The 20,670-nt window shown below is 72.1% G+C and carries 16 protein-coding genes; 7 read left to right on the top strand and 9 right to left on the bottom strand.

Features of this window, described 5'->3' with window-relative positions; genetic code table 11:
* Nucleotides 1-8: 8 nt before the first annotated feature.
* Complete coding sequence (locus EL493_RS29665) at nucleotides 9-878, bottom strand: carbon-nitrogen hydrolase family protein (RefSeq protein ID WP_019048819.1); 870 nt, start codon at nucleotides 876-878, stop codon at nucleotides 9-11.
* A 62-nt stretch (nucleotides 879-940) separates the two neighbouring features.
* On the opposite strand from EL493_RS29665, the gene EL493_RS29660 reads away from it, so the two are divergent.
* Nucleotides 941-2,737 carry a DEAD/DEAH box helicase gene (locus EL493_RS29660; protein ID WP_019048818.1) on the top strand — a complete coding sequence of 599 codons (1,797 nt, stop codon included), beginning with the start codon at nucleotides 941-943 and terminating at the stop codon, nucleotides 2,735-2,737.
* Between the two features lie 129 nt (nucleotides 2,738-2,866).
* Nucleotides 2,867-6,673 (top strand): AAA domain-containing protein, encoded by a 3,807-nt coding sequence (locus tag EL493_RS29655; protein WP_126405948.1) that lies wholly within the window; start codon nucleotides 2,867-2,869, stop codon nucleotides 6,671-6,673.
* Nucleotides 6,674-6,677: 4 nt separating this feature from the next.
* Here EL493_RS29655 and EL493_RS29650 read toward each other — a convergent pair whose 3' ends face one another.
* Genes EL493_RS29650 through EL493_RS29635 form a run of 4 tightly spaced genes read right to left on the bottom strand, consistent with a single transcriptional unit; the run spans nucleotide 6,678 to nucleotide 9,912 of the window.
* Nucleotides 6,678-7,382 (bottom strand): ESX secretion-associated protein EspG, encoded by a 705-nt coding sequence (locus EL493_RS29650; RefSeq protein WP_019048816.1) that lies wholly within the window; start codon nucleotides 7,380-7,382, stop codon nucleotides 6,678-6,680.
* Nucleotides 7,379-8,908, bottom strand: a complete 1,530-nt coding sequence (locus EL493_RS29645) for a WXG100 family type VII secretion target (RefSeq protein WP_019048815.1) — start codon at nucleotides 8,906-8,908, stop codon at nucleotides 7,379-7,381. Before EL493_RS29645 ends, EL493_RS29650 begins: the two co-directional genes overlap by 4 nt.
* Nucleotides 8,901-9,290: a hypothetical protein gene (locus EL493_RS29640; RefSeq protein WP_022567020.1), complete on the bottom strand. Its 390-nt coding sequence runs from the start codon at nucleotides 9,288-9,290 to the stop codon at nucleotides 8,901-8,903. Before EL493_RS29640 ends, EL493_RS29645 begins: the two co-directional genes overlap by 8 nt.
* Nucleotides 9,291-9,309: 19 nt before the next feature.
* A complete protein-coding gene (locus tag EL493_RS29635) occupies nucleotides 9,310-9,912 on the bottom strand; it encodes an alpha/beta hydrolase (RefSeq protein ID WP_019048813.1) in 603 nt (200 codons plus the stop codon).
* 144 nt (nucleotides 9,913-10,056) lie between these two features.
* Here EL493_RS29635 and EL493_RS29630 point away from each other — a divergent pair, with 144 nt between their 5' ends.
* A complete protein-coding gene (locus EL493_RS29630) occupies nucleotides 10,057-10,971 on the top strand; it encodes an NHL repeat-containing protein (RefSeq protein ID WP_019048812.1) in 915 nt (304 codons plus the stop codon).
* Nucleotides 10,972-11,036: 65 nt separating this feature from the next.
* Here the strand turns inward: EL493_RS29630 and EL493_RS29625 are convergent, their stop codons facing one another.
* A complete protein-coding gene (locus EL493_RS29625) occupies nucleotides 11,037-11,864 on the bottom strand; it encodes a hypothetical protein (protein WP_019048811.1) in 828 nt (275 codons plus the stop codon).
* A 197-nt stretch (nucleotides 11,865-12,061) separates the two neighbouring features.
* Between EL493_RS29625 and EL493_RS29620 the strand changes: the two genes are divergently transcribed.
* A complete protein-coding gene (locus tag EL493_RS29620) occupies nucleotides 12,062-13,234 on the top strand; it encodes an acyl-CoA dehydrogenase family protein (protein ID WP_019048810.1) in 1,173 nt (390 codons plus the stop codon).
* A 9-nt stretch (nucleotides 13,235-13,243) separates the two neighbouring features.
* A complete protein-coding gene (locus EL493_RS29615) occupies nucleotides 13,244-14,371 on the top strand; it encodes an acyl-CoA dehydrogenase family protein (RefSeq protein ID WP_019048809.1) in 1,128 nt (375 codons plus the stop codon).
* Between the two features lie 51 nt (nucleotides 14,372-14,422).
* Here the strand turns inward: EL493_RS29615 and EL493_RS29610 are convergent, their stop codons facing one another.
* Nucleotides 14,423-15,055 (bottom strand): hypothetical protein, encoded by a 633-nt coding sequence (locus EL493_RS29610; protein ID WP_022567021.1) that lies wholly within the window; start codon nucleotides 15,053-15,055, stop codon nucleotides 14,423-14,425.
* 254 nt (nucleotides 15,056-15,309) lie between these two features.
* Between EL493_RS29610 and EL493_RS29605 the strand changes: the two genes are divergently transcribed.
* Nucleotides 15,310-15,597, top strand: coding sequence for a hypothetical protein (locus EL493_RS29605; protein ID WP_022567022.1), 288 nt, complete (start codon nucleotides 15,310-15,312; stop codon nucleotides 15,595-15,597).
* A 53-nt stretch (nucleotides 15,598-15,650) separates the two neighbouring features.
* The gene (locus tag EL493_RS29600; protein ID WP_019048806.1) at nucleotides 15,651-16,484 is read left to right on the top strand and encodes a GNAT family N-acetyltransferase; all 834 of its coding nucleotides are present in this window, start codon (nucleotides 15,651-15,653) and stop codon (nucleotides 16,482-16,484) included.
* On the opposite strand, the gene EL493_RS33800 is transcribed toward EL493_RS29600, so the two are convergent.
* Nucleotides 16,481-18,769, bottom strand: a complete 2,289-nt coding sequence (locus EL493_RS33800; protein ID WP_019048805.1) for a protein kinase domain-containing protein — start codon at nucleotides 18,767-18,769, stop codon at nucleotides 16,481-16,483. The genes EL493_RS29600 and EL493_RS33800 overlap by 4 nt on opposite strands.
* The gene (locus tag EL493_RS29590; RefSeq protein WP_019048804.1) at nucleotides 18,745-20,583 is read right to left on the bottom strand and encodes a serine/threonine-protein kinase; all 1,839 of its coding nucleotides are present in this window, start codon (nucleotides 20,581-20,583) and stop codon (nucleotides 18,745-18,747) included. Before EL493_RS29590 ends, EL493_RS33800 begins: the two co-directional genes overlap by 25 nt.
* Nucleotides 20,584-20,670: the final 87 nt, after the last annotated feature.

The following is a 20,670-nucleotide window of genomic DNA, read 5'->3' as shown; positions in this document are numbered from 1 at the left end:
CTCGAACGCTACTCCGCGACCGGCTCCGGCGATACGCGCTCGCTGATCGCGAACCGGCGCAGCGACAGGCTCGGGTTGGCGGTGCGCACCCGCGCCACGTGCCCGAGATCGACCGTCGCGGTGAGGACGCCGGGGTCGTCACCGAGCTCGGCCAGCACCGTGCCCGCCGGGTTGACGATCATCGACGCGCCCGCGCCACGCGGCGCGCACTGATCGGCCGCGGCCACGTAGACGGTGTTCTCGATCGCGCGGGCGCGCAGCAGCGTGGTCCACTGTTCGACCTTGGCCGGGCCGGGAATCCACTGCGCGGGCAGCAGCAGCACGTGCGCGCCCGCCGCCGCGACACGCCGACACCCCTCCGGGAATCGCAGATCGAAACAGGTCTGCATGCCGAAGATCACACCGTCGACCTCGAAGGTGGCGGGCGCCACGAGCGGACCCGGCTCGACCACATCCGATTCCAGATGCCCGAACGCGTCGTAGAGATGCACCTTCCGGTACACCGCGACCAGCTCGCCGTCGGGTCCGGCGGCCAGCAGGGTGTTGCTGATCCGGGTGGCCTCCCGGCTCGTCCGCTCGACCATGCCCGCGATCAGGAACACCCCGAATTCGGCGGCGAGGGCGCGCAGACCGGTGCCGAACGGGCCGTCGAGCGGCTCGGCGACGGCCACCACCCGCTCGTCGAGCCGGGTCACCGCAAACATCGAGTATTCGGGCGCGAGCACCACCTTCGCGCCCGCCGCCGCGGCGGCGCGGACGTGCTCGCGCAGGGCGGCCAGATTGGCCGTCGGCTCGGTCTGGGGAGCGAATTGGACGACGGCGATCGTCACCCCGTCCGCCGCCGGTCGCTGATGCGCTGACCCGTTCTGCAGTTGCATAGGTCTCACCGTATTCACCCGGTGGCCGGTCCAGCTACCGCCAGGCAGTAAACTGCAGCTCAATGAGTACTAATGAGGTCGACAGCGTTCCTGCCGACGACGACAGGCACGACGAAGGCCCGACCTTCGCCGATCTCGGGATCGATGACCGCATCCTGGCGGCCATCGCCGATGTGGGCTACGAGTCCCCGTCCCCGATCCAGGCGGCGACCATCCCGCCGCTGCTCACCGGCGCCGATGTCGTCGGTCTGGCGCAGACCGGCACCGGCAAGACCGCGGCCTTCGCGATCCCGATCCTGATGGGTCTGGACACCGCGCAGAAGAAGCCGAGCGCGCTGGTGCTCGCGCCCACCCGGGAGCTCGCCATCCAGGTCGCCGAGGCCTTCGGCAAGTACTCCGCGCACATCCCCGGCCTGCACGTGCTGCCCATCTACGGCGGGCAGAGCTACGGCGTGCAGCTGTCGGGCCTGCGCCGCGGCGCGCACGTGGTGGTCGGTACCCCGGGCCGCGTCATCGATCACCTGGAGAAGGGCACGCTGGATCTGTCCCAGCTGCGCTACCTGGTGCTCGACGAGGCCGACGAGATGCTCAAGATGGGCTTCCAGGAAGACGTCGAGCGCATCCTGGCCGACACGCCCGAGGACAAGCAGGTCGCGCTGTTCTCGGCGACCATGCCGGGCGCGATCCGCAAGATCTCCAAGCAGTACCTGCACGACCCGATCGAGATCACGGTCAAGTCCAAGTCGCAGACCAACACCAACATCACCCAGCGCTGGGTGCAGGTGTCGCATCAGCGCAAGCTCGACGCCCTCACCCGCGTGCTCGAGGTCGAGGACTTCGAGGCGATGATCATCTTCGTCCGCACCAAGCAGGCCACCGAGGAGCTGGCCGAGAAGCTGCGCTCGCGTGGTTTCTCCGCCGCGGCGATCAACGGTGACATCGCGCAGAACCAGCGTGAGCGCACCATCGGCCAGCTGAAGTCGGGCGCGCTCGACATCCTGGTCGCCACCGACGTGGCCGCCCGCGGTCTCGACGTGGATCGCATCTCGCACGTCGTCAACTACGACATCCCGCACGACACCGAGTCCTACGTGCACCGCATCGGCCGCACCGGTCGCGCGGGCCGCTCGGGTCAGGCGCTGCTGTTCGTCGCGCCGCGCGAGCGGCACCTGCTCAAGTCGATCGAGCGCACCACCCGGCATCCGCTCATCGAGATGCAGCTGCCCAGCGTGGACGACGTCAACGCGACCCGCGTCTCGAAGTTCGGCGACATGATCACCGAGAACCTGTCCTCGGACAATGTGGCGCTGTTCCGCAAGCTCATCGAGGACTACGAGGCCGAGCACAACACGCCGCTGGTCGACATCGCGGCCGCGCTGGCCGTCGGCGGCTTCGACGGCGACAACTTCTTCATGGAGCCCGAGCCGGAGCCCGCCCCGCGGCGCGAGCGTGATCGGGACCGTGAGCGCGCCCCGCGCCGCTACGACGACGACGATCGCGCGAGCCGCGGCCCGTCGTTCTCCCGCGAGACCGGCCAGGAGCTGGCGACCTACCGGATCAGCGTCGGCAAGCGGCACCGCGTGGTGCCGGGCGCGATCGTGGGCGCCATCGCCAACGAGGGCGGCCTGCGCCGCAGCGACTTCGGGCACATCAGCATCCGGCCGGACTACAGCCTGGTGGAGCTGCCTGCCAACCTGCCGCACGAGACGCTGGAAGCCTTGCGCCGCACCAGGATCAGCGGCGTGCTGATCCAGCTGCAGCCCGACCAGGGCCCGCCGGCACAGCGGCTGAACTCGCGCGGTCCGCGTCGCGATCGGGACCCGCGCCCGCGCACCGAACGGCGCAAGCCCCGCTCCTAGCGGCGGCTCGCCGGGGTCGTACCGCGCGCGAAGGATCGACATGTCCGCGGGTAGCGCCCTGGTCGCCCGGGGCGCTGGTTAAGGTGTTGCCGTCGGGTGTGCGTGAACACAGGAGGGCCGCGTTTGTTCGTGTCCGGTGATCGGGTGGTCGGTGCCGTCGGCGATCTCGTGCGCGCCGCGGACTGCGAGTTCGCGCTGTTGCGCGCGCTCGACACAGCCATCGGCAACCTGCCCGGCGTACCGGACGCCGCCACTCCCGTCGTCCGCGCGGCGGAGGTGGCGCCGGAGTTGCTGCGGCACTTCGGCGACACCCTGATCCGCGTCGCGTCGCCGGAGACGCCGGGCGCCACCCCGGCCGAACGCACCCTCGCCCTCGCCACCGCCGCCGAACAGACCCTGACCGCGCTCCGCGCGAACGCGGCCGCCGTCCATGGCGCGGTCTTCTTCGACGGCCGATTCGCCTGCGGGATGGACCTTCTGGTCCGCGACCCGGACACCGGGCAGTACACCCTGCACGCCACCACCACCGCCGCCCTGGCCGGGGCCACCGCCGTGCCGGGCGCATCGGCTACTGCCGTGCCGGGCGGATCGGTTACCGCCGTGCCGGGCGGATCGGTTACCGCCGTGCCGGGCGGATCGGTTACCGCCGTGCCGGGCGGATCGGTTACCGCCGTGCCGGGCGGATCGGCTACTGCCGTGCCGGGCGGATCGGTTACCGCCGTGCCGGGCGGATCGGCTACCGCCGTGCCGGGCGGATCGGCTACTGCCGTGCCGGGCGGATCGGCTACTGCCGTGCCGGGCGGATCGGCTACTGCCGTGCCGGGCGAGTCGGCCACCGCTGGTCCTGGACATGGCACGGTGACCGGCTCCGCTTCAGATGCCGCATTGGATAAGTTCGTGTCAGGCGACGACTTCAACTCCGAAGCGGCGGACGGACCGGAGGGCGCGGAGCCCGCGGCGACCGACGCGTCCGTCCCCGACAGTCGATTCGGCCTGGCGGGGGACGACTTCCGGGTGCTGCGACGTGAGCTCGCGGCCGGACGGACCCCGTTCGAGCGGGCCACCGCCTCGGTCGGTGCCGTCGACGCCGACGTGCCCCGCGAGACGCTGCGGGCCCGGCTGGCCTTCGCTGCCTGTGCGGAAGCGTTGACGGCGGCGGGAATCGGGGTCGATCCGGTGGCGCGGCTGGCGACGCCCGCGGGGGAGCAGCGGATGCGGGCCGACGAGCTCGCGCCGGTGTACCTGGCGCGGCGCGCGCGGGTGGAGCGCATCGTCGAGGAGAAGCTGACCGAACTGCTGCCGGTGCAGTGGGGCGACCCGCGCTACCTGGCCTGCGGGCGGTGCGCGGCTTGCCGGGCGGCGGCCGTCAACGCGCGGGACCTGTTGCTGGTGGCCGGGATCCGGCCCACCCAGCGGGCACGGCTGCGCGAAGCGGGCGTGCTCACCATCGACCGGCTCGCCACCACCACGACCCCAGTCGCCGGGCTCACCCCGCGCACGGTGACGGCGCTGCGCCGCCAGGCCGAGATCCAGGTGCGGCGCGAGCGCACCGGCGAACCGGCCTTCGCCCTGCGCGACGCGGCCGCGCTCGGCGCGCTGCCCCGCCCGCACCACGGCGACCTCGCCCTCACCGTCGAGCTCGATCGGCGCGGCGGCGTCGCGGTGCTGGAACTGGCGGACGCGCACACCGTGGTCTACCGGCCCGCGAGCACGGGCCCGATGACCGCCGACGTGCTCGACGAACTGCTCGACATCATCGGCGACCACCGCGCCGCCGACCCGGATGTGCGCGTCTACCACCACGGTTCGGCGGTGCGCACCGCCCTGCTGGACTGGGCGGGCACCCTCGGCACCGGCGCCGACCTGCTCGACGAGCTGCTCGCCGACGGCGCCCTGGTCGACCTCGCGCCGATCGTGCGCACCGCGCTGCTGATCGGCGAACAGTCCTACGACACGGCCGGATTGGCCGGGCTGCTGCCCGCCACCGAGGCCCGCGCCGTCACCGTGCTCGCCCTGCGCGACTGGTTGCTCGCCCGCGCCGCCGAGGCGGGCATCGAGGTGCCGGGCGCTCGCTTCGCCGTCGCCGAGGCCGACGCGCCGCCCTCGCTGCGTCCCGGCTCGCTGGAGGCCGCGCTCACCGAATTCGCCGCCGACGCCGCCGGTGACGCCGCCAGGGCCGCCGCCCTGATGGCCGCCGTGCTCGGCTACCACCGCCGCGAACGGCAGCCGCGGTGGTGGGCGCACATGGACCGGCTCGGTCTGCCGGTGGGCGACTGGGCCGACGCGCCCGGCGTGCTCGTCGCGGAGTGGGGCACCGTCGACACCAAATGGCATCGCACACCCCAGCTTCCGACGATGCGCCGCTACCTGACCCTCACCGGCCGCCTCGGTACCGGCGCCACCCTCACCCCCGGCACCCAGATGGTGACCATCTACGACGGTGCCGCCGCCGCGGGCATGACCCAGGCCCTCGGCCGTCGCGCCACCGCGACCGCCACCGTGCTCGGCTGCGCCGTGGACCCGAACTTCGACGACACCGTCCGCCTCGAGGAACTGCTCCCCGCCGGTTGCCCGCCCTACGACGACCTGCCCGCCGCCATCGCGCCCGGCCCGCCCGACGGCGAGGCCGAAATCGAAGCGGCACTGGAACTCACCGCGCAGGACCTGCTGGTGACCCTGCCCGCGGTGCCCGAGAACGCCGTGCACGATCTGCTGCTGCGTCGCGCGCCCCGCCTGCGCGACGGCATGGCGCTGCCCCAGGCCCACGGCGACATCGCCGCGGCGCTGGCGAGCGCGGTGGGCGCGCTGGACTCCTCCTACCTGGCCGTGCACGGGCCGCCCGGCACCGGCAAGACCGGCACCACCGGGCGCGCCATCGAACGGCTGGTCACCCGGCACCGCTGGCGCATCGGTGTCGTCGCGCAGTCGCACGCGGTGATCGAGCGGATCTTCGACGCCGTCGTCGAGGCCGGGCTGCTGCCCGAGCTGGTGGCCAAGAAGGACGTGGCCTCGGTCGGTCCGGAATGGTCGGCCATCGACGCCGACAAGTACCCGCGGTTCCTCGACAACGCCGTCAACGGCTGCGTGATCGGCGGCACCACCGCCGATTTCGTGGACGAGACGCTGATCGCGCCCGGCGCGCTCGACCTGCTGGTGATCGCCGACGCGGGCGCGAGCTCGCTGGCCGACACCGTCGCGGTGGCGGTCAGCGCGCGCAACCTGCTGCTCATCGGCGACCCGGTGCCCGCCCGCGCCCAGGCGAGTCACCCCGAACCGGTGCAGGTCTCGGCGCTGGAATGGCTGTGCGAGGGCGCGGCCACGCTGCCCGCCGAGCGCGGCTACTTCCTCGACCGCACCTGGCGCATGCATCCCGCCGTCTGCGACCCGGTGTCGGCCAGTTGCTACGACGGCAGGCTGCGGGCCAGCGAGACCATCACCCTGGCGCGCGACCTGGCCGGGATCGCGCCCGGCGTGAGCACCGTGCTCGTCGAACATCGCGGCAGCGCCACCGAATCCGATGCCGAGGCCCGCGAGGTGGTACGCCGGGTGCGTACGCTGCTCGGGGAGACCTGGACCTCCGGCGGTCGCGCGCGCAGACTGCACCCGCACGACGTGTTCGTCGTCGCGCCGTACGCCGCGCAGGTCGCCCGGATCCGGACCTTGCTGGCGCGGGCCAAGATCGAGGACGTGCTGGTCGGCACGCCCGACCGGTTCCGGGGCAGGGAGGCCGCCGTGGTGGTGCTCTCGATGACCACCTCCACCCCCGCCGACGCCCCGTTCGGCATGCGGGCGCTGTTGTCGCGCACCGTGATCCACGAGACGCTGTGCCGGGCGATGTGGAAGGCGATCGTGATCCGCTCGCCACTGCTGACCGAATATCTGCCCGAGACACCGGAGGAGCTGGCCGCGCTGGCCGGGTTCCTGCGCCTGGACTGAGTTCTCAGACCCGGCGCAGCAGCCTGCGTAGCCAGTCGGCGGCGGTATCCGGCGCCGCGGCGACGATGTCGACGTGGTGGCCCGTGTGCACCAGGTAGCGACCGTCGCCGGTGACGTCGATCCACGACAGCACCCCGGACGGCGGTTCGTGGGCGCCGGGGCCGACCAGGATCTGGCCGATCCCGCTGCGCGGCCGCTGCAGCAGCTTGCGGACGCGCGCCGCCTCGGACGGCCCGGCGACGGGTGCGGTCACCAGATCGCGGCTGTCCTCGCGCACCCGGGCGGCGAGCGCGGACAGCCGTGGCCCGGCGCCGACGGGACAGGCGGGCAGGCGGGAGAAGACCTGGGCGGCGAACCGTTTCGTGCCGCCGACCTGGACGTGCACGGTCCCACCCCGGTCGTCGCCGGTACCGGGCGCCTGGACCGCGAGCACCGCGACATCACCGGTGACGGCACCGAGCATCCGCACCGGCGCCGTCGCCGAGCCGCACACCTCGACCCGGATCTCCGGCTTGCCGAGGACCCGCAGCGCCGCCGACAGGTCCGCGTCCAGCGTCGCGGCGCACCAGGCGTCGAGCGCGGGCTGACGCGCAGCGCGTTCGGCGGTGTCGCGGGCCGAGGCGCGCACGGCGAGCGGATACGGGATCCGGTCGCCGTCGGTGCGCGCCCAGGCCAGCGCGAACTGGTCCGGCGTCAGGTGCCAGTTCACCCCCGCTCGGTCCACTCACCGAGCACGGCGGGACTGGTCGGCTCCATCTTGCCGATCAGGGCGTTCACCTCGTCCGCGGGTTCCAGGTAGGTCGGTTCCTCGTCGAGGAAACGCAGGAACTCGTCGTCGTCCTCGTCCTCGTAGTCGTCCTGCCTGGGCTGCGGGCGGGGACCGCCGGACGGGCGGGTGGTGTCGGCGGCCACCATGGCGCCGCCCATCAGACCGCCGATGGCGCCCGCGCTCATCCCCGCGGTGGCGTCGGCGCTCGCGGCGGCCGCGTCATGGCGTCCGTCGGCCGAGGCTGCGGAGGTGGGATCGCCGGCGTTGGCGGCCGTGACGGCGTGGCCCGAGTTGGCGGGCATCGTGGGAACGCCCGCGCCGGCGGCTGTGACGGGGTGGCCCGAGTTGGCGGGGATAGTGGGATCGCCTGCGTCGGCGGCCGTGGTGGAATCGCCCGTGTGAGTGGGCGTGATGGGGCTGCCCGGGTCGGCGGCGGTGACCGGACCGCCGTCGGCGGCCGAGGCGAATTCATCGGTGGCCGTGCGGGGTCCACCAGCCAGGGTGTCGGCGGACCCGGGGCGGGTGGTCCGGGCGGGGCGGCCGATGCTCGGATCGGCGGAGGCGTAGCCGACCGGCGCGGCGGCTCCAGCCGATCCGCCCACGGCGGCGGGGACGGTCCCCGGCGCGGGTTGGACGACCTGTCCGGGCGCCGCGACGGCCGCGGGTGCGGTGGCCGGGGGAACGAACGCGGCCGCGGAAGTCGTTGTCGCCGGACGGGTTCCGTCGATCGCGGTAATTGCGGACGCAGCGGTGGCCGGGTCGGCGGCACCGACGGTGACCACGCCGGGTGCCTCCGCAGCCGCATCGGCGGTGGCGGGAGCGCCGACACCCGGTGCCGCGACGACGAACTCGGCGGACGACGGGGCTCCGGCCTTCGGCACGGCGGCAGCGGGCACGGCGCCCGGTTCGGTGACGGGGTCGGGGAAGGCAGGCACCCCGGCGCCGGTAGGCACGAACGCGCCCGCGTAGATCGTCTCCATGGCACGGACCGCGTCGAGCCGGGCGTCCTCGGCCCGCCGGGTGATGTCCGCGTTGTCGGTGGCCCGCTCGTTGTCCAGCAGCGCGGCCGCCGAATCCGGTCGCACCGTGGACGGTTCGGCGACGGCCGCGCGCACCGACTCGGCGGCGTCGCCCGCCTGCCCCAGGCGCACACCGACGGCGGTGAGCACATCGGCGATCCGCCTGCCCGCCTGCTCGAACGCGGTGATCGCGTCGGCGGCCGACTGGGCGGCGCCACCGCGCCAGCCGTCGGCGATCGCGGCGCTGATCTCGGCGTGCGCGTTCTCCACCTCGGTGCCCAGCCCGGTGGCGGTGGTCAGGAAGACCTCGCCCGCGCTGGTCAGCGCGGCCGGATCCAGTTGCCGCACGGCTTCGTAGATCTGGGTGTGCGAGAGATTGTCGAAGACCTCGACGACGGGGGCGTAGTCGGGATCGGTGCCCGCGGTGCGGCCGGAAATGCTACGCATCCTGGCCTCCGGCCCGGGTGATCGAGGCGGCCGTGGCCTGGTCGCCCTCGCGGTAGGCCGCGCCCGCGGCACGCAGCACGGCGGCGAGTTCGCGCGCGGTGCTCGCGTAGGCCCGTAGCTGCTCGAGCGCGTCGGCGGCCTTCGTCTCGAAACCGGTGCGCAGCGCGGTGCCCGAGGCCAGCGGGCCGAAACCGGGGATCACCGCCGTCGCGCCGAGCGCCGTCAGCTGGGCGTCCACCGCGTCGGCCAGTCGCTCGTAGCGCAGCGCGCAGCGTTCCGGGGCGCCGTCGGCGACCAGCAGGCCGTCGATCCACAGCCCGCCTTCGTCCACGGCCTGGCCGAGGGCGGCCGTGTTCGGCAGCCCTGTTCGATTCGGTTGCACCGTCTTCCCCCTCCGTCGTTCATCGCACCGCGGCGAGTACCCACTCCGCGATCTCGGCCGCGACCCGCTGCTGCACCGGTTCGTGCAACAGGTCGTGTCCGGCGTCGGTGTACTCGCGCAAATCTACCGATCCGTGCCGTGCTGTCCATAGCCGCACCGCATCGATCGGCGCGCGCCGATCGTCGACCCCGTGCACCGCGAGCACCGGCAGACCCGGTGCGGGGGTGAATTCGGTGGCGTGGCGCGGTGTGCCGCAGAGCACGAGCGCGGCCAGTCCGTCGTGGTCCGCGGCGACGGACAGGGCCGTGACAGCGCCGAGCGAATGACCCATCAGCACCGGCGCGGTGGCCGTCGCACCGGCGACCTCGTCGAGCAGTCCGCGCGCGTCGGCGGCCAGTTCGGCGATGGTGCCCGGCGCCGCCGGATCACCTTCGCTCAGGCCCTGTCCCGCGGTGTCCAGTGCCCACAGTTCGATCCCGGTGGGACCCAGCGCGTCGGCGAGGCGGTGGTAGTGCCCGCTGTGCTGGCCGGTACCCGGCAGCAGCACCAGCGACACGGCTGGCCGCTCCACCGGCCACCGCCGGTAGTGCAGCCTGCCGCGCGGACTGTCGAAGTAGGGCACGCACCGATTATGACGCCGGGCGAATTGCCCTGTGCGACAGCATCGGTACCCACGCGTACCGCCCGGCGGATGTGCGCATCCCCTTACCTGCCGGTAGCCGTTAGACTTCGCCCGTCGAGCTGGTCAACAGAGTCGAGGTCTGCCATGTCGTCGTTCCGCCGTTGCGTCGCCCACGTCGTCGTCGGCGCGGCCGTCGTGACCACCGTGTCGCTCGGGACCGGGACCGCGGGCGCGGCCCCCACCGCCGAGTGCGGACAGGCGCGCCAGGACGTCGCCATCCGGTCGAGCGTGCCGCTGCTGGACTGGTCGGAGAACTTCGGTCTCGACAGCGAGGGCGACCTGTGGGTGTCGCGGGTGATGCGCGGTGAGGTGCAGCGCTACGACCGCGACGGCAAGCTCGTCGCGACCGTCGCGGTGGCCGCCCCCGGCGCGGTCCGGTTAGGTCCGGACGGCCTGCTCTACGTGGTCACCGGCAATTCGCCGCTGGCCGGGTCGGGTGGGATCGTCCGCTTCGACCCCACGGCCGACAAGCCGGTCCCGGCGCCCTTCGCCACCGGTTTCCCGCAGCCCAACGGCGCCGCGTTCGACGCCGACGGCAACCTCTACGTCACCACCCGCGACGGCGTGCACCGGCTGCGCCGCGACGGCAGCGAGGACATGGAGTGGTGGTCGTCGGTGAACGTCGAGGGGCCCAACGGCATTGTCGTCGTGGGTGATTCGGTCTACGTCACGGCCAACTACGTCACCGCCGACGGCGCGCCGGTGGGCCGGGTGCTGCGACTGTCGCGGACGAACCCGGCCGTGAGCAGCACGGTCGCCGACCTGACCTCGTTCGGCACGCTGCCCGATTTCGTCGACGACCTGGTCGTGCGCGACGGCGTCCTCTACGTCACCACGCTGGCCGGTCATCTCGTCCGCGTGGACCCGGCGACGGGCGCGGCCTGCAATGTCGTCTCCACCCAGCCGCTGACGGCGGTGGTCGCCGATCCCGCCGACTCCTCGGCCCTGCTGGCCGGATCGGAAGAGGGCACGGTCCTGCGCATCCGGCCGCTCGGCTAGCGGCGGTCCCACGCCCGGCGGACTGACGAGAGCGGGCCGATCAGCGGCCGACCGTGCCCTGCGGTTCAGCCGCCGACGGTGACCGCGGACGGCGCGGGCGCCGGAGCCGCGGGCTGCGGCGTCTCCACCGGAGCGGGCACCGGAGCCGGTGCGGGCGCGGGGGTTTCGGGCGCGGGCGCCTGCGTCTGCGGTGTTCCCCCCTCACCCGAACCCGGGCTGGTGGCCTGCGGTGCCGGCGCGGCGGGCGCCGCGGGGGCCTCGGTGGCCTGCACCGGCAGATCGGGGACGACGAAGGTGCCCACGGTCGGTGTCATCACGCAGCGCGCGCCGGGGTAGTCGATGGTGCCCCACATGGAGGCGATGATCGTGCCCGCGCCGCTGTGCACGGTCTTCGACAGCGACGGCAGCTGGAACTCGGTCTGGTCGTCGAGGGCGACGATGCCGCTCTGCCCGTTGTTCACGTTCACCCAGGCCACGCTGAGCCCGGATGCCAGCGCGAAGCCGGTGTGCCGCGGGCTGGCGCTGAACCGGATGTCGCCGGGGGTCAGGCTGGTCTCCGTGCGCGGGCCCGGTCCCTCGACCGTGGCGGCGGCGATGATGGTGGTGATCGGGCCGTTGCTGCCGCAGCCGAAGGTCGGCGCGGCGTAGCTGAACGGGATGAACTGCGCGGAGATGTCGCGCAGGGTGTCGGCGCCGACCAGCTTGGTGAAGCTGTCCAGCGCGCCGACGCCGGCCTTGGCCGAGACGTCCTCCCCGGCGATCCGCGACAGGTTCCCGAGGCCCTCGTCCAGCGGGGTGGGGCTCGCGCTCGCGGTGCTCGCCAGCAGTGCCAGCGCGCCGATGCTCGCCGCGGTGACCGCCGCTGCCCTGCCTGCGATGGATCTGCCGTTCACCCGTGACTCCTCGGTGGCTGCTCGTCACCGGTTCCCCGGCTCGTCTGGCAACGTACCAGGTCGGCGCGGGGGTCGCCGAGCCGACGGCGCGCACGTCACCACCGGCGCGCGGACGGACAGGTGTGATGTAGTCGACACTCCCGCTTACTCAGAGGTAGGTTTCATTCGACGGCTACCAACCACGCTGGGAGACCCGGATGAAGTTAGCCCTTTCCCCTGAAGAGGTCGCCTTCCGCGACGAGCTCCGGCACTTCTACACCACCGAGATCCCGGTGGAGATCCGCGACCGCGTCAAGTACGGCCACGAGCTGTCCCGCGACGACATCGTCACCGCGAACAAGATCCTCAACGACCACGGTCTGGCCGTGCCGAACTGGCCGGTGGCCTGGGGCGGCAAGGACTGGACGCCGATGCAGCGCCACCTCTGGCTCGACGAGATGCAGCTGGCCTCGGTGCCCGAGCCGCTCACGTTCAACGCCTCGATGGTCGGCCCGGTGATCGCCCAGTTCGGCTCCGAGGAACTCAAACAGCGCTTCCTGCCGCCCACCGCGGCCCTCGACATCTGGTGGTGCCAGGGCTTCTCCGAACCCGACGCCGGCTCCGACCTCGCCTCGCTGCGCACCACCGCGGTGCGCGACGGCGACTCCTACATCGTCAACGGCCAGAAGATCTGGACCACCCTGGGCCAGTACGCCGACTGGATCTTCTGCCTCGTGCGCACCGACCCGAACGCGCCCAAGAAGCAGGCGGGCATCTCGTTCCTGCTCTTCGACGTGAAGTCGCCCGGCGTCACCATGCGCCCGATCAAGCTGATCGACGGCAGCTACGAGGTGAACGAGGTCTTCTTCGAGAACGTCCGGGTGCCCGCCGATCAGCTGGTCGGCGAGGAGAACCAGGGCTGGACCTACGCCAAGTTCCTGCTCGGCAACGAGCGCACCAGCATCACCGGCGTCGGCAAGACCAAGGTCAAGATCGGGCTCGCGAAAGACTATGCCCGCCAGACCAGGACGGGCCACGGCACGCTGCTCGAGGACCCGGTCTTCGCGGCGCGGGTGGCCGAGCTGGAGAACGAGCTGCTGGCCCTGGAACTCACCCAGCTGCGGGTGGTCTCCAATTCCGCCGACGGCAAGCCCAACCCGGCCTCCTCGGTGCTCAAGCTGCGCGGCTCCGAGCTGCAGCAGGCGGCCACCGAACTGCTGCTCGACATCGCGGGCGCCGACGCGCTCCCGGTGGACGCCGACGGCATCGCCTCGCCCGGCTGGGCCCAGCACTCCGGTCCCGGCTATCTGAACTACCGCAAGGTCACCATCTACGGAGGCTCGAGCGAGGTACAGCGCTCGATCATTTCCTCCACGATCCTCGGATTGTGAGGCGCTGACATGGATCTGGAACTCACCGAAGAACAGACGATGCTGCGCGACACCGTGCGCGACCTGCTGCGCCGGTTCTACGACGGCGAAGCGCTGGCCAAGGTCGGCGAGACCGACCCCGGCTGGAACCGCACGGTCTGGAAGCAGCTCGCCGAGCTGGGCGTGCTCGGCCTGACCATCGACGAGGACGACGGCGGCGTCGGTGCGGGCCCGGTCGAGGCGATGCTGGTGCAGGAGGAGCTCGGCCGCGCGCTGGCCCCGGAACCGGTCCTCGACGCGGTGGTGATCCCGGCCAAGCTGCTCGAGCTCACCGGCAGCGCCGAACAGCGCGCCCGGCTGCTGCCCGCGCTGGCGGGCGGCGAGAAACTGCTCGCCTTCGCCCATGCCGAACCGGGACAGCGCTGGCCCGCCACCGAACTCACCACGACGGCGGCCGCGCAGGGCGACGGCTACACCGTGTCCGGGGTGAAGAACCCCGTGCTGCGCGGTGATGTCGCCGACGAGCTGATCGTCAGTGCGGTGCTGCCCGGCGGCGGCACGGGCCTGCTGCTGGTCGATCCCACCGGCGCCGGCGTCACCAAGCGCGCCTACCGGACCTTCGACGGCAGGCGCGGCGCGCAGTTCGACTTCGACGGCGCGCCCGGTGAGCTGCTCGGCGACACCGTCGACGCGGCCGAGCAGATCGCGCTGACCCAGGGGTACGCGCAGGCGGCGCTGTGCGCGGAATCGGTGGGGGCGATGGAGATCGCGCTGACCCTGACCACCGAGTACCTCAAGGCGCGCAAGCAGTTCGGCGTCACCTTGTCGAAGTTCCAGACGCTCACCCAGCGGGCCGCGGACTGCTACGTCTCGCTCGAACTGGCCCGCAGCATGAGCTTGTTCGCCACCGCCGCGCTCGCCGACGGCGGCAACGATCCGGTGGTGGCCTCGCGGGCGCGATTGCAGGTGGGCCGTTCGGCCGAGCACATCGGGCAGGAGGCGGTGCAGATGCACGGCGGCATCGGCGTCACCGCGGAGTATCCGGTGAGCCACTACGTCGCCCGGCTCACCGCGATCGGGCAGACGCTCGGTGGCGCGCTGGAACATCGGCGGGTGCTGGCCGACCGCGTCGGCGGCTACGACCTGCCCGAGCTGTAGCGGCGGACGGGACTGGTGCGTGCCCCCGGCGGGGTGCGCACCAGTGCTGTGTCAGCCCTCGTCGGTGGTGGTCGGCGCCGTGGTCGTGGTTTCGGCGGTGTGCGCGGGGGTGGGGGTGACGGCGGTGTCGGCGCCGGTGGGCGTCGGGGAGGTCGCGCGGTCGTGCGCGTGCGTCGTGGGGTAGTCGGTCTCGGCGGCTTCCTCGTCCTCGACGGTGGGCCGGGTGGTCAGCGTCGGGACCGGGACCGGGCGGGTGGTGCGCGACGGTGTCGTGGTGGTCTGGTCCTCGGTGGTCGTCTCGGGAGCGCGGGACTCGGTGGTCGGCTCCGGCGAGCGGGATTCGGTCGTGGCTTCCGACGGCCGGGAACCGGAGGTGGTCTCGCCCTCGGCGGGCGGCTCCGACGGCGAGGTCTCGGTGGAGCTGAGGCTGAACGGTTTCCGCGGCGACATGTACGGCGCGATCCGCCAGGTGGGGGAGGGTGGGATTGGGACCCGGGTGGTGGTGGAGGTGCTGCTGTCCTCGGCGATCCGGCTCGGCGCGGCGGCCAGATTCGCGGCCAGCGGCGGCGGCGGGACGTAGACATCCTGCTGGCCGACGCCACACGCACCGATGATGATCAGTCCGAGCGACACCGCGCCAACAGCGATTGCCGGACCTGCCAGCTTGGTCCTGCTGTCATCCATCGCGTGCACTCCTCGTCGGCTTCGAGTCGCCTCACAGTAGTGCAGGGTTGGCCAAACGGCCTATTTTAAACATATTCGATTCAGATATCGGATTGATTTCGTCAGCGTGTCGCGGGGACGTGTCGCGCGCGAAGGGCGTCGCCGAGTCGTAGCGTGTGTGAGCAATGTGACGCATGAGACGCCCGGAACGAAGTCCCTGACGCGCGAAAGTTGCGCGAAGAAAGAATCTGATCGGCGTCATCGAGGAGAATCTGATGGGAGCTTATTCGACACCCCGGCTGGAATCCGTAGCGGCGACCGAAGATCCGGTCGTGTCGGCAACTGTTCAGCACGCACTGTCGAACCCGCCGGGCAATCGCGCTTTCGCGGTGGTCGCGCGGGTCATGGGCTGGTTGTTCTTCGTCGGCGGTCTCGTCGGCGCCGGGCTCGGCATCGCCGGCCTGCACGTGGAGATCACCGTCGCCGGCCTGATCCTGGCCTGCACCGCTGGCCTCATCCTGCTGAAGCTGCGCACCGATCGCGACGCGCGCGAAAAGGACTGATCAGCCCTGTAATTCAGCTGCGAACCGGCCGCTCGAGGCCTACGGTCGAAGGCGTGCGCATCGATATCACCGGCGACGCCGCCCGCTTCCTGGCCGACGCGGAACCCTTTCTGCGTCGAGACCCCTTACGCCATACGGTGATCGCGACCGGTGCCGCCAATGTGCTCGGCGGCCGCGCCGGCGGCGCGGAGACCCGGTTCCTGTCGGTGCGCGACGACGCGGGTGAGGTCGTCGGCGTCGCGCAGAGCTCCTACGGCGGCAACGTCTACCTGGGTGAACTGCCCCCGCACAGCATGGCTGCCGTCGCCGATGCCTTTCACGCCGAGGAACCTGCGCCGACGAGCGTCGAGGGCGTCGACGTGGCCGCGACGGCCTTCGCGCGGCACTGGTCCACTCGGTCCGGCGGCTCCTTCGCCGAGTTGTACGGAGCCCGGCTGTTCCGCCTCGGAACCCTGGCCGTGCCCGAGGTTCCCGGCGAGCCGCGCCAGGCGATCATGGCCGATCTCGGGCTGTGCCGGGTGTTCATCGAAGCCTTCTACGCCGAGATCGGCGATCCGCCCCGGCTGGACGAGACCGCCGTCCGGCGTCGGATCCAGGCCGGGCTGTGGTGGCTGTGGGAGCGCGACCACACGCCGGTGGCGCTCGTCGCGCGGCAGAGCGAGATCCTGGGCTGGGCCAGGATCGGGCCCGTCTATACGCCACCGCTACTGCGCGGCAACGGATACGCCAGCGCGCTCACGGCCACGGTGTCGGCCGTGATCCGGGCCGAGGGCGCCGATGTCTGCCTGTTCACCGACACTGCCAATCCCACGTCGAACAAGATCTACCAGGCGATCGGCTTCGAGCCCGTGCGCGACTTCGTGCACTACACGCTGACGGCGGCCTAGCTCAGCGGCGCGGCCTGCCACCAGGCCAGCATCTGCGCCTCGTCGGCGATGAAACCCCGGCTGTACATGAGCATCGCGGCACGGGCCGGGTCGCTGTCGAAGCGGGTGACCATGCGCGGCGACCTCGGCTGACTGTCGTGCAGCACGAAGTTCGTGTAGCTGTGGCCGGAGTGTGGCGCGGCGCGGGTGTCGTTGGCGGGCAGGGCCGCGACAGCCTGGCGCGCCTGGTCGGCGCTCGGGTAGAGGAAGAACTCGTAGGTCGCCTTGTTGCCGCCGCCGAAGCAGTGCCACATGACCACCCAGTCGCCCATGTCGGCGTCGTCGGAGTCGCGGCTCGCGGTCGTCCGGTCGTAGGCGAAACAGCCCGCGCCGCCGAGCCCGGAACCGGCGTGCACCAGGGTGCTCGCGCTGGTCTGCGGCAGCATGCGCGGGAACTGTTCGCTGAGCTGGGCGGCATTGGCGCCGATGACCGTGCGGTCGCTGGTGGTCGGCGTCGTGCTCGGGGTGTACGGGCGCTGCGCGGTCGAGGTCGTCGTGGGCACAGCCGATTCCGAGGCGGGGACTTCGGCCGAGCCGGTGCTGTCGGGCCCGGTCACCGTGCCGACGATCATCCATCCCACCAGCCCGAGCAGGACCAGCAACGCCAGCCACGCCACCGGCGAGGCCTCCCACCGGGACTTCCGTTTCCGGCCCAGGTAGTCCTCGGCCACCTTCGACCGTCCACCGTCGGCATCCCGCGGCCGCTGCGCCCGCGCATTGCCGTACGGCGCACCGGATCCCGGGCGCGCCGACGATGCCCAGCCTGCCTGTGGACTTTCAGGCCATCCGGCCTGCGGCATGCCGGGCGAGGACTGCCCGGAACCACCGGGGTGCGCGCCGGACCAACCGTGCTGCGCACCGGGCGTCGCCTGTGGAAAGCCCGGCGAAGGCGGCTGCCCAGCCCCGAACCGGGGTGTCGCGCCGTTCCACCCGGCCTGCTGTAGTCCAGGCGTCACCTGCGCCGAACCTGGGGAGGCGGCCTGTGCACCGGTCCAACTGCCTTGCTGGGCACCGGGCGTTGGCTGGGGAAGGCCGGGGGCCGAGGACTGCGCGCCGGGCCAACTGCCCTGCTGGGCACCGGGCGTTGGCTGGGGAAGGCCCGGCGACGAGGACTGTGCGCCGGGCCAACTGGCCTGCTGCGCACCAGGCGTGGGGGACGAGGGCTGCGCGCCGGTCCAACTCCCTTGCTGTGCACCGGGCGTCACCTGAGGGAACTCGGGCGACGACTGTGCGCCGGGCCCGGTGCTGCGTGGCACAGGCTGGGGAAGGCTCGGGGACGAGTGTCCGCCGGTCGCGCCGGCGAGGGGGAAGCCGGGGGCGGGGGTGTAGGGGGAGTCGCGTGGGTAGGTGCGGGTCTGGGCGGTGGCCGGGAAGGGGTGGCCGGGGGACGGTTCCGTGAGGGCCGCGGCGGCGGCCGCGGCGAACTCGGCGCAGGTGGCGAAGCGATCGGCGGGGCGCTTGGCCATGCCGCGGGCGATGACCTCGTCCAGCGCGGGCGGCAGGTCGGCGCGCCGGGCGCTGGCGCGCGGGGGATCCTGCTGGAGGTGGCCCTGGATCACGGTCACCGGATTGGCCGCGTCGAACGGCGTGGTGCCGGTGAGCAGCCGGTACAGGGTGCAGGCCAGGGAGTACTGGTCGGCCCGCCCGTCCAGCGCGATGCCGGAGAGCTGCTCGGGGGAGGCGAAAGCCAGGGTCGCGGTGAAGGTTCCGGTCTGGGTGAGCTTGGCGGCGTTGTCGTCGTGCAGGCGCGCGATACCGAAGTCGGTGAGATACACCCGCTCGCCGCCGTCGACCGGCTCGATCAGGATGTTGGCCGGTTTCACGTCGCGATGCAGCACGCCGCGGCTGTGCGCGAAGTCCAGGGCGGCCGCGGTCTCGGCGACGATCCGCACCGCCCGCGCCGCATCCACCGGCGCGGGCAGCGAGGCCGCGTCCGAGCCGTCGATGTAGCGCATCGAGATCCACAGCTGGTTGTTCTCGACGCCACGGTCGTAGACGGTGACGATGTTCGGATGCTCGAGCTGCGCGACCAGGTCGGCCTCGCGTTCGAACCTGGCCCGGATCTCGGTGTCGTCGAACAGTTCCCGGTTCAGCAGCTTCATCGCGGTGCGCCGGGGCAGGCGCGGATGCCGCGCCAGATACACCGAGCCCATGCCGCCGCGGCCGAGCAACCGCTCGATGGTGTAGCCGGCGAAGACGTCGTCCTGGTCGAGCATCGACATCAGTTCAACGGCGCCGAGCGCCACCAGCGCAGCACCTCGTCGGCCTTGCCGTAGCCGTCGGTGAACATCAGGAACTGGGCGCGGTCGGGATCGCCGGTGAACTGGGTGATGATCTTGTTCCCGTTGTCGGTGTACTTGTAGTTCGTGTACTGCTTGCCACCGTTGGTGTCGACCGACTTGGTGTTGGTGGGCAGGGCGTTGATCACGGCCTGCACGTCGGCCGCCGTGTCGTAGACGTAGATCCGGTAGAACGGATCGTCGCTACCGCCGCCGTCGTAGCAGCGCCACTGCCACACCCAGGCGCCGAAGTCCGGGTCGCCGTCGTTGGCCGAGGGGGTGTAGCTGCTGTCGGTCTCCCAGCAGGAGGCGCCGTTGTAGCCGGTGTCGCCGTCGACGGTGGCCGGCACCATCTGGCTGAACTCGGCGCTGATGGCGTCGGCGTTCGGGGTGACCTGCTTGCCCGCGACCGCCGAGGTCGTGGTGGTGCTGCCGCCGCCGGAATCGTCACCGCTGACCGCGATGCCGATGCCGATCAACAGGGCAAGCACCACCACCACGGCGACCACGATGCCGACGATCAGCCCGGTGTTCGACTTCGACGGTGGCCGCTGCCCGGCCGAGTACGCGCCGTAGTTGCCCGTCGGCGGGCGTGGCGGCGCGGGCGGCGTCGGATACTGCGGGCGCGACTGCTGCTGGTACGGATTCTGGGTCGCGGCGCCGCCGGTCAACGGCGCGGCGGACTGGTTGGCCATGGGGCCCGCGGTCATCGGGCCCTGCGTCATCGGCCCGGCGGTCATGGGACCCGCCGTCATCGGGCCCTGGGTGTGCGGACCCTGGTTGACGGTGCCCATCGGCCCGCCGGTCAGCGGGCCCTGCGTGGCGAGCGGATACGGCGAGCCGGTCTGCGGGATCGCGCCACCCGTGGTCGGACGCTGACCTCCCGTCACCGGGATCGCGCCGCCGGTCGTCGGGCGCTGTCCCACGATCGGCATCGCGGGCGCGCTCGGATTGTTGAGCGCGGCGATCGCGGCGTTCGCGAAATCCGAGCAGGAGTCGAAGCGGTCGTCGGGACGCTTGGCCATCGCCTTGGCCAGCACGCCGTCCAGCGCGTACGACAGCCCCGGCCGCACGGTGCTCAACGGCGGCGGCGGCTGCTGCAGATGTCCCTGGATGACGGCGGCCGGATTGGTCGCCGCGAACGGCCCCGACCCGGTGAACAGCCAGAACAACGTGCAGGCCAGCGAGTACTGATCGGACCGGTGATCCAGCGACGCGCCGGTGAGCTGCTCGGGCGAGGCGTAGGCCAGGGTGGCGGTGAACGTGCCGGTCTGGGTGAGATGACCGGTGTCGTCGCGCAGTCGGGCGATGCCGAAGTCGGTGAGGTAGACGCGCTCGCCGCGGCCCGCGCCGGAGCGGGCGAGCAGGATGTTGGCCGGCTTCACGTCGCGGTGCAGCACGCCCATCCCGTGCGCGTAGTCCAGCGCGTCGGCGGTCTCCTTCACGATCTGCAGCGCGCGGGCGGGCGGCAGAGTCTCCGGATCCACCGAGGCGGCGTCGATACCGTCGATGAACTGCATGGAGATCCACAGCTGCTCGTCGTCGAGACCGCGGTCGTAGACGGTGACGATGTTCGGATGATCCAGCCGCGAGACCAGATCCGCCTCCCGCTCGAACCGCGCCCGCACCTCCTGATCGAAGAACATCTCGCGGTTGAGCAACTTCAGCGCCGTCATCCGCGGCAACCGGGGGTGCTTGGCCAGGTAGACCGAACCCATGCCACCACGGCCGAGCTGCCGTTCGATGACGTAGCCGGCGAAGACATCTCCGTTGGCCAGCATGTCTGCTCCACTTCCCGCCGTGCGCCGGGACCCACCAGCGCACGCGCGTACAGCAAGAAAAGCCGCGGCCGGGTGGCCCGCCACGGG

Origin of the sequence: Nocardia asteroides, assembly GCF_900637185.1 — a bacterium.
Lineage (GTDB): Bacteria > Actinomycetota > Actinomycetes > Mycobacteriales > Mycobacteriaceae > Nocardia > Nocardia asteroides.
This window is presented reverse-complemented; position numbering and strand designations above follow the sequence as displayed.